The following is a 13095-nucleotide window of genomic DNA, read 5'->3' on the forward strand; positions in this document are numbered from 1 at the left end:
GGCTCTTTTTTTGTTAAGATAGAACAAGAGTACAAGGGGGGAATAGAATGGATGCATTAGATGTCATCGTTCATCCCGAAGAGATAGAGGCATGGTTTCAACCGATCGTAGGCGCTGCCCCTTTTAAGGTGGAAGGGTATGAAATCCAGTCCCATTTTCGTGGAGAACCGTTAAAACCATTTTTTCAGGAAGACGATGTTCCAATCGAGTATCAACTCGAAGTCATGGGGCATGTCGTCCGTCAAGCATTCCAAAAAGTACCCTCCGATGCACAAGCGTTTATTCTGATCCGTTGTCGTCCAGCTTGGCTGTTTGAAAACGGTGGGGAGGACTTCTTGCATGTCTTACGGACGGTCGACTCGTCGTTTCCAAAAGAGCGGATGTACGTTACTTTGACGGATGTCCAAGTCGATGATTTTGACCGTCTGGGTCGGATCGTCGCGTATTACCAGAACTCTGGACTGAAGGTAGCGCTGGACCGTGCGGAAGCAACGAGTCTTGAACGTGTCTTTTCGATGTCGCCGGATATGTTGATCGTCGATTTATCCTCCATGATTGAAAAAAAGACCGTCTCAGCGTCGTATCCACATCTCTTACAGACGATGGAGCATCTTTGCGACCAGCTTGGAGCGCCACTTTTGTATAAGAATATCAGTCATCTCGGTCAACTTCGGTATGCGTGGCAGCACGGAGGACGTTACTACATGGGGAATCTACTTGGAGAAGCATCACCTGAATGGGTCATGACCTGTCCTGGTATGGAAGTGTTGATCCATGAAGTTCCGATGTTCTATAAATATGATCGCGAGCAGATGAATCGCCTATTTCAGCTAGAGCAAGACTGGACGGTTCGGTTTAAGGAAGATTGTCAATCCTTAAAGCCGGAGCAAGATCTCGATCAATGGTTGCTGACGCTCGCCCGGAAGATGGAGCCGGAATTCATCCGGTTTTATATCACGGATGCGAATGGATTCCAACAGTCTTCAAACGTCAGTAAAAAGAGTGGGGAGTGGAAACTGTATTCTTTCTACAAAGGATACAACTGGAGTTTCCGTCCTTACTTCATCCGGACGACGGTAGCGATGGAGCGACGACATAGCGGATATTTGTCCGAACGGTATGTCGACTTCAGCTCGAGTGAACAAACGCGGACATTTAGTATGCCGCTCAGTAATGGGATGTTCTTATTTGCGGATATTTCTGCAGATTATCTATATCAAGAACGATTGAGTGAATGAGGAGGAAATGAAAGTGTTAGATTATGATTACGAGGCATTACGAGAAATTGGACGAATCGTCGCCATGGCACGCGATGAGATGGCGGATGCCGTCAAACCGGGAATCACGACGAAGGAACTCGATGACATCGGAGCACGCATCCTGAAGGAACAGGGAGCAGAATCTGCTCCAATCGTCATGTACGATTTCCCAGGAGCGACATGTATTAGTGTCAACGATATCGCAGCACACGGTATCCCAGGGAAGTACGTCATTCAAGAAGGCGATATCGTCAATGTCGATGTCTCGGCTGTGAAGAACGGCTACTACTCAGACACTGGGAAGACGGTCATCGCAGGAGAAGCAAAACGTCCGGAAGATGTCCGACTCGTTGAAGTATCATTGACGGCGCTTGAGAAAGGACTCGAGAAGGTCAAAGCCGGAACGAAGGTCAACCAGATCGGAAAAGCGATCTATGCCGAAACGCGTAAGAGTGGTTTCACGGTTATCCGTAACTTAGCGGGACATGGTCTCGGTAAGACACTTCATGGTGAGCCGGAATCCATTTCGAACTACTTCAATCGTGAAGAAAACGATTTGTTGAAGGAAGGGCAAGTCATCGCTGTCGAGACGTTCATTTCAACAGGAGATGAGTTCTGTATCGAAGATGAGCGGGACGGTTGGACGTTATACACACCGAACCGGAGCCTCGTCTCACAATTCGAGCACACGGTCGTCGTCTTGAAGGACGGGTATGAGATTTTGACGAAAGTCGAAGGCAAAGAATCGTTCTAAGAAAAGCTCATATAGTAAAACACGAGAAGGGGGCTGACTCAAAAGTCAGTTTCCACAAAGGTAAGGGTGGCAGAATGATAATCTGCCACCCTTATTTCATAACAAAAAGAATGACGCGTTTCACGCAACTCCTACAAGAAAAAGCGCATCTTTGCGCTGTCAGAGACAAACAAGACCCGCTTTCCTGCTTGAATAAGGCAGGAAAGCTGGCTTGTGTCTCGACTGAGGAAAGGGCGTGAAAAGACGCGTCATTCTTTTTTGAGTCAGCCTCCTTTTTCGTCGTAGTGCTCCTATTATAAGGATATCCGGGACGTTGCCAATTTGTTTAACTGTGATTCGGATACGGCTGGAGCGGAATAACGAATGTGTCCGTGTTCGACATGATACGGGGTCTCAAGCAAATCTTCTTCGAAATAATCGGCAGTACTTGCCATATCGATCGGATAAGCAAGTCCAGGAAGTGTTGCAAAAGCAAGGGTCTGACGACGACCGATACCGCTCTCGAACATCCCACCGAGCCAGTAAGGCGCTTTTGTTCGAAGGGATAAGGCATTCGTCAGTCCACCAACGCGTGCCGGCTTGATGTTCAGAATCTGACCGGCGTGAAGGGTCTTCATCAAATCAGCATCCGCTGGAGCGGCGATGGATTCATCGAGACAAATCGGTGTCTGTAAGAGGCTAGCGAGACGTTGATGTCCGGACCAATCCGACGCTACGAGCGGCTGTTCCATCATAACGAGACCGAATGAATCCCAATGTTGTAATAGAGGAAAGTCTGCTTCAGTGAAGCTACCGTTGGCGTCAAACATCAAGGGAGCATCAGGAAAAGTAGCACGCACCTGCTCAAGAACGACGGTATCCGTCGGAGCGAGCTTCAGCTTGATCCGTCCATACCCGGAGGCGATCGCTTGTCCGACGGCTTCGACGGTCTGTGCTGCGGAAGCCCGTCCGAGTGCTTTCCCACAAGGTACGGGGGATGATTCATCACCTCCGAGATACGTGGCAAGTGATTGACCGGCAGCTGCTGCGAATAATTCATAAATCGCTCCTTCAAACATCGCTTTTGCCATCGGATTACCTTGCACGATGCGGAAGCGATCCGTAACGTCTGCTGGATGATGAAGCGGTTGTTCAAGTAACCGATATAGCAGCGGAGCAATTCCTTTGAGGGAGTGTTGTGTTTCCGATGTATACCACGGTGTATCAAACGCGACTCCTTCCCCGTAACCCATTCGTCCTTCCGAATCGATCAGGCGCAAAATCGTCGTCTGGCGTACCGTCAGCGTCGAGAGGGCAGTTTGCATCGGACGACGAAAGACGAGTGGAACATCGAATAGTTCGGCGGAACGAAGCGTGATGCTCATAATGACTCCTTCAGTTGCTTCCGCAATAGTTTACCGTTCGCATTGCGTGGCAGCGCGCTATGATAGATATAATCAACCGGACATTTATATTTAGCGAGCAATTGACTGATTTCCGTTCGGACGGTGGCTTCATCGAGTCTACTGACGATGAAGGCGACCGGAACCTGTCCCCATTTAGCATCAAATCGTCCGACGACACCTGCTTCTTGAATCCCATCAATCGAGAGAAGTGCTGATTCGACTTCAGCCGGATAAATGTTTTCCCCACCTGAGATGATGAGGTCGCTTCGACGATCGAGGACATAGAGGTATCCATCGGCGTCCATACGTCCTAAGTCACCAGTCTTGAAAAATCCGTCTGCCGTAAAGGCGTCTGCCGTTTTCTCTTCATCATGAAAATAGCCTTTCATGATCGTCGGGCCTTTGACTTCGATCTCTTGGTGACGCGTAATGCGGATTTGCGTCGGATGAATCGCTTGTCCGGCCGATCCAATCTTTCGTAAGGCATCCTCTGGCAAAAGAGTCGCGATTTGAGAAGCTGTTTCCGTCATCCCGTATGTCTGCATGACCGGGATATTACGATCAAGGGCACGCGTCAGAATCGGTAATGGAACAGGACCGCCTCCTGTCAGTACGACGCGAAGCGCGTGGCGACGTAGTCCGGCTTCGAGTAACCGATCAAGCATGACCGAGACGAGTGAGACATGGGTGATCTTTTCTGTCGTAATCCAGTGCAGGGCGCGTTCTGGTGAAAAATGTGGCTCGAGAATGATTGGTACTCCATAGATGACCGCCCGGTAGACGACAGCTAACCCACTCATGTGGAACAGCGGCGTGACGATCAAAAAACGATCCTCTGGCAGTGATCCAATATGACGCGCGGCGTTCGTTGCACTCGAGAAATGATTCAACATGGTTTGTTCGACGGCTTTCGGATGTCCGGTCGTACCACTCGTAAAGAGCATCGATTGGACGTATTGTTTTGGCATATGGCGTATTAACAGGTCAGGCGCTTCTTTTTCATAAGAGAAAGTACGGCACGGAATCGCTGTATCAAGTGCCCGGTCCGTCACGATGAGCCGTACATCTGCCTGTTTGAATTGACGCAACACTTCTGTCTGCGTCAAACGTGTGTTGATCGGGACGACGGTCAGTTCGAGCAACTGAGCAGCGTGAAGAGCGACGATATACTGTGCACTCGATGGACCGTAAAGGGCGATCCGGTCTCCGCGTGTCACGATCGTCGCCCAAGTACTTGCTAAGCGATGTGCGCGTGTATATAGTTCAGACCACGACCAACGCTCCGTTTCCGTAATGAGCGCGATGTCATCCGGCTGTTCTTTTGCCCGTGTATAGATCCAAGGATACAAAATAGTCACTTCCTTTTGAGATGAATATACGAAAAAGGTTCAATGTCGTAAGACGATTGAACCTTTTTTTCATTATGGGAAACGCGGGAACTGTCCGAAGTCCGGATTACGTTTTTCTTTGAACGCATCGCGTCCTTCTTTTGCTTCGTCCGTTGTGTAGTACAGCAATGTTGCATCTCCTGCGAGTTGCTGAATCCCTGCAAGACCATCTGAATCAGCATTGAATGCCGCTTTGAGGAAACGAAGAGCCGTTGGCGAATGTTGAAGGATTTCAGCACACCATTGAATCGTTTCTTGCTCGAGATCTGCGAGTGGAACGACCGTGTTGACGAGTCCCATATCAAGTGCTTGCTGTGCGTCATATTGACGGCAGAGGTACCAGATTTCACGCGCTTTCTTGTGTCCAACAACGCGTGCGAGGTAACCAGAGCCATATCCAGCATCGAATGAACCAACTTTTGGACCAGTTTGTCCGAAGCGGGCGTTGTCTGCAGCGATCGTCAAGTCACACACGAGGTGAAGGACGTGTCCGCCGCCAATCGCATAACCTGCGACCATAGCGATAACTGGTTTTGGGATGACACGAATCAAACGTTGAAGATCAAGAACGTTCAAGCGTGGAATTTCGTCGTCACCGACATATCCACCATGTCCGCGTACCTTTTGATCTCCGCCAGAACAGAATGCGAGATCGCCTTCACCTGTTAAGATGATGACGCCGACATTTTGATCGTCACGTGCACGTGAAAATGCGTCGATGAGTTCGTGGACCGTGTGTGGTCGGAACGCATTGCGAACTTCAGGACGGTTGATCGTGATTTTCGCGATCCCGTTCCATTGTTCATATTTGATGTCTTCATAGCTGCGGGCTGATACCCATTCCGGAGCATATTTCATGTGAATTCCCCCAATATGTTAGTGATGAATAAGTAGATTCTCTACCATTGTAACAAACTTTTGCGGTTGGTCGATATGTGGGGCGTGCGAAGCATGCAAAATCACGTGAATTTTTTCAGGTGATGCCGCGCGCAAAGCGATGGCACGGAATTTTTCATCCTCTTCCCCGACGATCCAATCAATCTCTTTCGGAAGACATGACCAAAGGGATGGCATGCTCCCTGTACCTTGTGCACGTAACGAAGCACTCAGACCTTCCACCGTTTGGGACAGGCGCTCCTGACGCAGTCGCGTACGTTGCGATTCTGGGAGAAGGGCTTGGGGTTTAAATAGCCCAAGTGTCTCCCAGTGATTGATGAAAGCTTCGAGTCCGTCTTTTTCAAGTCGCTCCGCTAACATCCGATCGGATGTACGACGTACTTTTCGCTCCATTGCCGTCTGGATACCTGGTGTCGTACTAACAGCGATCGTCCGAGCGATTTGCTCAGAGACGACGCTCAGCATTAAAGCAATTCGTCCCCCCATCGAATATCCGAGGACAATCCATTGCTCGGATCGCATAGCGAGCAGTGCCTCGAGATCCTTGACCTGTTGCGTTAAACGCATTCGTTGCTCAGACGCCGGTGTCGTTTTTCCATGTCCCATCAAATCGAGGCGATAGACGGTGAAGTGAGGCGATAGATGCTCACTTAGCATGTCCCACGTCGAGAGGGAGCCTGTAAAACCATGAAGCAATAGGAGCGGTGGACCAGATCCCTCGATTTTCACATGATACGTATGCCCACGCAAAATCATTGGAACATCTCGGCTAACGCTTGATTTGTCACGTCCCAGATCGAACGGTGCATCTGTACGTTTTCTGTTCGTGTCGTCTTGACTTCAAGAATCCGAGTGACGTTCGTCTCTTCCGCAAGTGCTTGACGTAACGCGGCGATTGAATCAATCGCCTGATAGGTTACGCCGTATCCGGAAGCGAGGGAAGCGAAGTCGAGATGCTGCGGTGTACCGAAGAGTGGTTCGAAAACATCTTGATCGAGTTGTTGCTGTGGTAAAAAGCTAAAGATGCCGCCACCCGCATTGTTGACGAGAATGATCGTTAACGGAAGTGTGCGTGCTGTCATCAGCCCATTGATATCGTGAATGAACGCCAAGTCGCCGACGAGTAAGTAGCGATGTGTGGCATCAAACGTTGCTCCGAGCGCACTGGAAAGAATCCCGTCGATCCCGTTCGCACCTCGGTTCGCGAGTAGACGAAGGGGTGTTCCTGTCGGCAGGAACGTATCGACGTCCCGAATCGGCATACTGTTCGAAACGAATAGACTTCCGTCTTGTAACGTCGTCAACGCACGGACGACGTTATACTCTGTCATTTCTTCTTGATCAATTGTCGCAAAAGCATCGGCGACGCGTCGCTCCGCCTGTTGCAACAGTTCGAGGTACTTAGGGTCGTGCGGAACAGATTCATGATGCGCGAGTTGTCGCGCGTGACCAATCACGAAATCCGAATGAAGCTGTGGATCGCGCCAGTTTCCTGGATGACCGACGACCGTCGTCGGAATATCCCGAGACCAAAGCAGATAAGGTTTTGACGTCGGCATGGCACCGAAACGAATGATTCGATCTGGTCGGACGTGCTGTGCGGTAGCTGGATGTTTGAGCCATGTATCGTAATAGGCAAAAACGTGAGCATCATGCGATTGTCGTCCTTGACTGAGTGGATCCGCTAACACCGGAATCCCTGCTTGTTTCGCATACGAGATGACAACCTGACTGTCCACCGCAGTGAGTTGTGGTCCAAGTACAAAAAGAAGACGCTCTTCTTGCAGTGCGGTCGCTAAAGCGTTGTTTACTCCCGGTGTCGGTTCAGGTAAAACACCGACCGGGCGTCCTGTCCGTAAGAGATCGAGTTCCGGCACGAGGGGTTCACGTAACGGAACATTGATTTGAACCGGGCCTGCTGGTTCCGTCAGAGAGAGTAGGGTTGCACGTTGTGCGACATGAGCGACGTAAGGAAGGCTCGCTTCTTCTGCTAACGGAAGATCAAACGCATGCCGAACCTGCTTCCCGTACAGACCGACCTGATCAATGGCTTGTGGCGCACCGACATTCCGTAATTCATGTGGTCGATCGGCGGTCAAGACGATCAACGGAAGTTCAAAAATATTCGCTTCGGTCACTGCTGAATAATAGTTCGTCGCAGCGGTACCGCTTGTACAAATCAACGCAACGGGACGAACACGTTCTTCCGTCCGTGTTAGACCTAAAGCAAAAAAACTAGCCGACCGTTCGTCAACAAGGACGTGGGTACGGCTAGAAGGATGCAGAAAAGCAGCAATAGCAAGTGGTGTCGAACGGGAACCGGGACTGATGACGAAGTCCCGGACACCAGAAGCGACGAGCGTATCGATTAACGTGTGCATCCACTTAGTCAACATAAATATCATCCTTTTCAATCGAACCGACGTGTCCAAGTGCTTGTAACATCGGTGATAGTTTAGTTTCCGTCTCTGCCAGTTCACTATCGAGATGAGAGCCTTCGACGAGACCGCAACCGGCATAAAGAATGACCGCCCGTTCTGTAAACAATCCAGATCGAATGGCAACGATGAATTCCCCGTCATCCTGTCCGTTCATCCAACCAACAGGTGAACCATACCATCCTCGTTCAAACGTCTCAATTTCTTGGATGGCATCGACTGCTAACTGCTTTGGTTCGCCCCCAAGCGCAGGTGTCGGATGCAGTTTTTCGATCAATTGGAATAACGTCACATCTTCTTTTAAATGAGCTGTGATCGGTGTATAAAGATGTTGGATATGGCGATTCTTCAAGAGAATCGGCGTATCCGGACAATCCAGTTCCTCTGAAAATACAGATAATGTCCGTTCGATCGAATCCGCGACGATTCCGTGCTCCACCCGATTCTTTTGATCTTGTAATAACGATTGACCAAGTGCTTCGTCCATCTCATCCGTCGCGTGGCGTGGTGCAGAACCAGCGACGGCTGCTGTTTCAAGACGACGTCCACGTTTTAAGACGAGTCGTTCCGGTGTGGCGCCGATGAAGGCTTCTTCTGGATTCGGTTGGAAACAGAAGACGTAGCTGCCGGGCTGCGTATCTTCGAGTTCAGCGACGACAGCGGCTATATCGAGTGGACGATCCAGTTCATAGACGACTTCGCGCGCCAGGACGATTTTTTCAAGTGTCGTCTCCAAGTAGTGCATAGCTTGATGGAACGAAGCTTCAAAGGCTTCATTTCCATCCCGCGATAGTCGTAAGCGCGTGACGCCTGCGGAAGTCGATGATTGCGGTTGATTGACTTTGGCGAAATCGAGTGCGAGTTCATTTAAGATTGAATCGACTTGATCCATTGGCTCGACGCGGGCAAAAATCGTCACACGTGTCTTGCCATCTTGTTCTAGAAATAAAAACTTCGGAATCGTCATCGAGGCATCTCCGAAGGAAGACCAGCGATAATCCGGTTGTTTGAGTTCGGTAAACGAAAATCCGCTGAACGCAAATAAATCATGACCGACATGATCGCGATTCAAGTTTGTCCATTGCGATTGAATCCGTAAAAAACGATCCGTTCCTGAAGCCTGAAGTTGTTGTACGATGCCAAACCCGATGGCCCGCATCGAGCGATCAGGTGTCGCGAAATAAAATCGTTCCTCGATACCCTGTTCGAGGGAACGCATGTCAGTTGCTTCGATTTCCCATGAATACGAAGCGAGTATAGGTCGTTGTGAGGCGTTCGCCTGACTGACGGCCTGTTCGATACACTGTTTTAGCTCTTGTTGAGCGTAAGCCATACCGCTCATTGCCCCCTAGTCTATAGATACTGTGATATGTTTCACTTAATCTAAGTGTAAACTTTTTGCGGACAAAAAAGAAGGAATAAGCTATCTCGGATTGAACATTGACAGCAAAAAACGAAACCCGATACACTTAGACAGGAAAGGGGTTATTATATGAATAAATCAATCGCTGTCTATTGGCGAATGACACGACCGCATACGTTAACAGCAAGTTTTGTTCCGGTCGTCGTCGGTACGGCAGTTGTCGCACCACGCGTGGAATCGATACGCTTGGATTTGTTCGTGGCGATGTTGATCGCATCGATGCTGATTCAAATCGCAACGAATCTGTTCAATGAATACTACGATTACAAACGTGGTTTAGATACGGAGGAGTCGGTCGGAATCGGTGGATCGATCGTTCGTGACGGATTCAAGCCGGGGACGATTCTAGCGTTCGCACTTACATTGTACGGCATTTCGGCATTACTCGGTGTGTATCTGTGCATCGAGACATCGTGGTGGTTACTTGTCGTAGGACTCATTTCGATGTTCGTCGGATATATCTATACGGGGGGACCACTCCCGATTGCCTATACACCATTTGGAGAGGTCGTTGCAGGCTTTTTCATGGGATATATCATCATCGCGATTTCTGCGTACTTACAAATTGGTTATGTTCCGACAGAAGCCGTTGCGATTTCGGTACCAGTCGCCATCTTGATTGGTTCGATCCTACTTGCGAATAACATTCGTGACTTGGATAATGATAAGGTCAACGGACGAAAAACGATTGCCTGTCTCGTCGGACATCGCCGTGCCGTGTACGTCTTGATCGGATTTTTTGCGGCGGCTGTCCTGTCTCTCATTATTGCCGTACTCGCATTTGAAGTCTCATGGTTTGCGTTACTCGCGTTATTGAGTATTCCGCTCATGATCAAAGCGGTCCGTCTCTTCTGGGAAGACTTGCCACCGGAAAAGCTGATGCCTGGAATGGCACAGACCGGTAAAGTGAACACGATTTTCGGACTATTACTTGCAATCAGTCTCGTGATTGCGAATATCTGATTCTTTGGAGCAGCAGGCGATTCGCTTGCTGCTTTTTTTTACGTGAAGATAGCGAACAGTTAGAAAAAAAGTACTTCGGTTGTCACTGATTTAAAATTTTACTATAATTGAAGCAATGTGCCTGAAAGATCAAACAAGGTCGGAAATCAGGAAATATGGTTAGAGGTGGAACTGAAATGAATAAAATCGCGGTAATCGGAAAAGTATTCGTCGACATAAAAGGAACTTCGTTCGCTCCTTTGCATAAGGATGCGAAAAACGTAGGAGACATCACGTTTTCGAATGGAGGAACAGGACGCAACGTAGCACAAAATCTAGCCGTCCTCGGGAATGAAGTTCGCTTTATCTCGACGGTTACGAATGATCAGATTGGCGTGGGAGTGCTCGATGAGCTGAAATCTTACGGTGCGAATGTGGATCATGTCGAATTGTTAGAAGATCATGGAATGGGCATGTGGCTAGCTGTCATGGATAATGAAGGCGATTTGCAAACATCGATCTCAAAACAACCAGATGCCAAGTTGCTCGAAGAGGCGATTTTACGTCAATCAATCTATGCACTCGATGGGGTCGATGCCGTTGCGATCGATCTTGATTTATCCGTTACGGTTTTAGAACGTTTGATTCATCTATGCCGTAAAATGGAGTTGCCATTGTTTGGTGTTTGTGGTCACTTGAGCGTCATCGAACGAAATCGTCATCTGCTACAAGGGTTCACTGGATTCATTTGTAGCCGAGAAGAGGCGGAAATTCTGTCTGATCTGTCGATCGTGACGGTCGAAGATGCGATTCATGTAGCAAATGAGCTAGCGAAAAAGGGTGCTCCGTTCACGGTCGTGACGATGAGTGAACTCGGGGCGGTCTACGTTGATCGTCGTACAGCGACATCAGGTCATGTCGGAACGAAAAAAGTAAAAGTCGTCGACTCGACGGGAGCAGGCGACTCATTTTTCTCTGCTGTCTTGTCTGAATTGACACAAGAAAAGTCAGCAGAAGAGGCATTGAAGCTTGGTATGAAGGTTGCAGCAGAAGTCATCGCTTCGACAGAGAATGGACTCGTTCCTGAAATGCTGGATGCTCTTCAATAAGTAGAAATGATAAAAGGGAGGTGGCGTCATGCCGATTCAACGAAGTGCAATCATTTTACGAAACGAACAGGATCAAATTGCGTTGATTCGTCGGGATAAACTGAACGAAACGTATTATGTCTTTCCAGGCGGTGGGAAAGATGATGGAGAATCGTTAGAAGAAACAGCGATTCGTGAAGCACATGAAGAACTTGGAATCGACGTGGAGTTGACCGGTATTGCCGCCATCGTCCGTTTTAATGGATTTGATAATCCTTATTTTTGGGCGAAAACAATTGGTGGTCGGTTTGGCACGGGTACGGGTGAAGAATTCGAAGAGGAAGGATCGGGTTATACACCGGTCTGGATCAAGCGTTCGGAGCTACCTTCGTTACCGGTTCGTCCACCGTCACTTGCTAAACAGCTGGCAGAAATGACAGAACCATTCTATGAATTGATCCTTTCTGAAAACGAATGAGGTTTTAGTTGAAATAAAATGGGAAAAGTATATTAAAACAATGAGGTGGTCGTTGACTGCCTCTTTTTCATGAAGGAGAGATGACGATGGCGCATTCACGCGATCCAAAAGGGCTTGCCCTGAACTTAAAGCAACGAATGTCCGATCATAACATCACAGATTATGCAGGGACACTCGCTTATTACTGGTTTTTATCCATTTTCCCAGGTATCATTTTCGTCATTTCCGTCTTATCTTTCTTTGACATCGATCGTCAGACGCTCGAATCACAAATTCGCGACTTAGCGCCAGGTGGAGCCGTCAACACATTCACCGATACGATTTTCCAAGCCATCAAGGAACCACAAGGTGGATTGTTATCGATCGGTGCGATTCTTGCCGTCTGGTCCGCCTCAAAAGGAGTCGATCGTTTGATCACGACGGCGAACCATGCCTATGGTGACTTCTCTCCCCGTGGTTTCGTCGCAGCACGTGGGATTGCCTTGTTGCTCACAATCGTGCTTGGAATCGGGATGTTGTTGCTGATCGTCTTGAATGTTCTCGGTGGTCCGATCATCACGTATCTTGCGAATTTCGTGCTTCCGATCGATATGGGGCAAAAAGTCTTACTGACGGTCTTACGGTATGTCGTGTCGACGATTCTATTGATCGGTATCCTGTCGATCTTTTACCGCGTCGCACCAAAGCGTCCGATTACATTCAAAGAAGCAATTCCAGGAGCCGTTTTTGGTGTCATCGTCTGGCAATTATTATCGGTTGGATTCGGATTTTACGTCTCGAACTTCTCGAATTACAATCAAACGTACGGTTCGCTCGGTAGTGTCGTCATCTTGTTACTATGGCTCTACTTCACAGGGCTGATCATCTTACTCGGTTCTGAATTGAACGCATCATGGGAACGGTTCATGAAAAAAGCGGATCCGAAGAAAATGGAAGAAAAGCGCTTGAAGGAACAAGCCGAACTTGATGCCATTCCGACGAATACGTTCGGATGAAGGTACAAAAAAGCCTGACTGCCATGTGGCGGTCAGGCTTTTTTGATG

The 13095-nt window shown here is 48.7% G+C and carries 12 protein-coding genes; 6 read left to right on the plus strand and 6 right to left on the minus strand.

Going from position 1 to position 13095, the window contains the following annotated elements:
- The first annotated feature begins 47 nt into the window (after nt 1-47).
- Together KNQ18_RS15350 and map are read left to right on the plus strand one after the other, a co-directional pair.
- Nucleotides 48-1238 carry an EAL-associated domain-containing protein gene (locus KNQ18_RS15350; protein WP_050678230.1) on the plus strand — a complete coding sequence of 397 codons (1191 nt, stop codon included), beginning with the start codon at nt 48-50 and terminating at the stop codon, nt 1236-1238.
- A 13-nt stretch (nt 1239-1251) separates the two neighbouring features.
- Nucleotides 1252-2013, plus strand: coding sequence for a type I methionyl aminopeptidase (map, locus tag KNQ18_RS15355; protein ID WP_023467279.1), 762 nt, complete (start codon nt 1252-1254; stop codon nt 2011-2013).
- Nucleotides 2014-2306: 293 nt separating this feature from the next.
- Here the strand turns inward: map and menC are convergent, their stop codons facing one another.
- From menC to KNQ18_RS15385, 6 genes are all read right to left on the minus strand, one after another.
- On the minus strand, nt 2307-3377 hold the full coding sequence (gene menC / locus KNQ18_RS15360; protein WP_215085344.1) for an o-succinylbenzoate synthase: 1071 nt from the start codon (nt 3375-3377) through the stop codon (nt 2307-2309).
- Nucleotides 3374-4747, minus strand: coding sequence for an o-succinylbenzoate--CoA ligase (menE, locus tag KNQ18_RS15365; protein ID WP_133208552.1), 1374 nt, complete (start codon nt 4745-4747; stop codon nt 3374-3376). The genes menC and menE overlap by 4 nt, the downstream gene beginning before the upstream one ends.
- 72 nt (nt 4748-4819) lie before the next feature.
- Nucleotides 4820-5644, minus strand: coding sequence for a 1,4-dihydroxy-2-naphthoyl-CoA synthase (gene menB / locus KNQ18_RS15370; RefSeq protein ID WP_023469886.1), 825 nt, complete (start codon nt 5642-5644; stop codon nt 4820-4822).
- Nucleotides 5645-5662: 18 nt separating this feature from the next.
- The gene (menH, locus tag KNQ18_RS15375; protein WP_215085346.1) at nt 5663-6439 is read right to left on the minus strand and encodes a 2-succinyl-6-hydroxy-2,4-cyclohexadiene-1-carboxylate synthase; all 777 of its coding nucleotides are present in this window, start codon (nt 6437-6439) and stop codon (nt 5663-5665) included.
- Nucleotides 6436-8079, minus strand: a complete 1644-nt coding sequence (menD, locus tag KNQ18_RS15380; RefSeq protein ID WP_215085348.1) for a 2-succinyl-5-enolpyruvyl-6-hydroxy-3-cyclohexene-1-carboxylic-acid synthase — start codon at nt 8077-8079, stop codon at nt 6436-6438. Before menD ends, menH begins: the two co-directional genes overlap by 4 nt.
- Nucleotides 8069-9454 (minus strand): isochorismate synthase, encoded by a 1386-nt coding sequence (locus KNQ18_RS15385; RefSeq protein WP_050677396.1) that lies wholly within the window; start codon nt 9452-9454, stop codon nt 8069-8071. The genes menD and KNQ18_RS15385 overlap by 11 nt, the downstream gene beginning before the upstream one ends.
- Nucleotides 9455-9613: 159 nt before the next feature.
- Between KNQ18_RS15385 and KNQ18_RS15390 the strand changes: the two genes are divergently transcribed.
- The 4 genes from KNQ18_RS15390 to KNQ18_RS15405 all read left to right on the plus strand — a co-directional run bounded on the left by KNQ18_RS15390 (nt 9614) and on the right by KNQ18_RS15405 (nt 13047).
- Nucleotides 9614-10507 (plus strand): 1,4-dihydroxy-2-naphthoate polyprenyltransferase, encoded by an 894-nt coding sequence (locus tag KNQ18_RS15390; RefSeq protein ID WP_029340886.1) that lies wholly within the window; start codon nt 9614-9616, stop codon nt 10505-10507.
- A 176-nt stretch (nt 10508-10683) separates the two neighbouring features.
- On the plus strand, nt 10684-11595 hold the full coding sequence (locus KNQ18_RS15395) for a guanosine-inosine kinase (protein WP_215085350.1): 912 nt from the start codon (nt 10684-10686) through the stop codon (nt 11593-11595).
- Between the two features lie 28 nt (nt 11596-11623).
- Nucleotides 11624-12052, plus strand: coding sequence for an NUDIX hydrolase (locus tag KNQ18_RS15400; RefSeq protein WP_023467286.1), 429 nt, complete (start codon nt 11624-11626; stop codon nt 12050-12052).
- A gap of 86 nt (nt 12053-12138) precedes the next feature.
- Nucleotides 12139-13047: a YihY/virulence factor BrkB family protein gene (locus KNQ18_RS15405; RefSeq protein ID WP_050677394.1), complete on the plus strand. Its 909-nt coding sequence runs from the start codon at nt 12139-12141 to the stop codon at nt 13045-13047.
- Nucleotides 13048-13095: the final 48 nt, after the last annotated feature.

It is taken from the genome of Exiguobacterium sp. s78 (assembly GCF_018618985.1).
Lineage (GTDB): Bacteria > Bacillota > Bacilli > Exiguobacteriales > Exiguobacteriaceae > Exiguobacterium_A > Exiguobacterium_A abrahamii.

Bases quoted from the DNA above. Each gene is read 5' to 3' on its own strand.
- KNQ18_RS15395 (WP_215085350.1), top strand. From the start codon at position 10,684: ATGAATAAAATCGCGGTAATCGGAAAAGTATTCGTCGACATAAAAGGA.
- menB (WP_023469886.1), bottom strand. From the start codon at position 5,644: ATGAAATATGCTCCGGAATGGGTATCAGCCCGCAGCTATGAAGACATC.
- menH (WP_215085346.1), bottom strand. From the start codon at position 6,439: ATGATTTTGCGTGGGCATACGTATCATGTGAAAATCGAGGGATCTGGT.
- KNQ18_RS15400 (WP_023467286.1), top strand. From the start codon at position 11,624: ATGCCGATTCAACGAAGTGCAATCATTTTACGAAACGAACAGGATCAA.
- menD (WP_215085348.1), bottom strand. From the start codon at position 8,079: ATGTTGACTAAGTGGATGCACACGTTAATCGATACGCTCGTCGCTTCT.
- KNQ18_RS15350 (WP_050678230.1), top strand. From the start codon at position 48: ATGGATGCATTAGATGTCATCGTTCATCCCGAAGAGATAGAGGCATGG.
- KNQ18_RS15385 (WP_050677396.1), bottom strand. From the start codon at position 9,454: ATGGCTTACGCTCAACAAGAGCTAAAACAGTGTATCGAACAGGCCGTC.
- menC (WP_215085344.1), bottom strand. From the start codon at position 3,377: ATGAGCATCACGCTTCGTTCCGCCGAACTATTCGATGTTCCACTCGTC.
- KNQ18_RS15390 (WP_029340886.1), top strand. From the start codon at position 9,614: ATGAATAAATCAATCGCTGTCTATTGGCGAATGACACGACCGCATACG.
- KNQ18_RS15405 (WP_050677394.1), top strand. From the start codon at position 12,139: ATGGCGCATTCACGCGATCCAAAAGGGCTTGCCCTGAACTTAAAGCAA.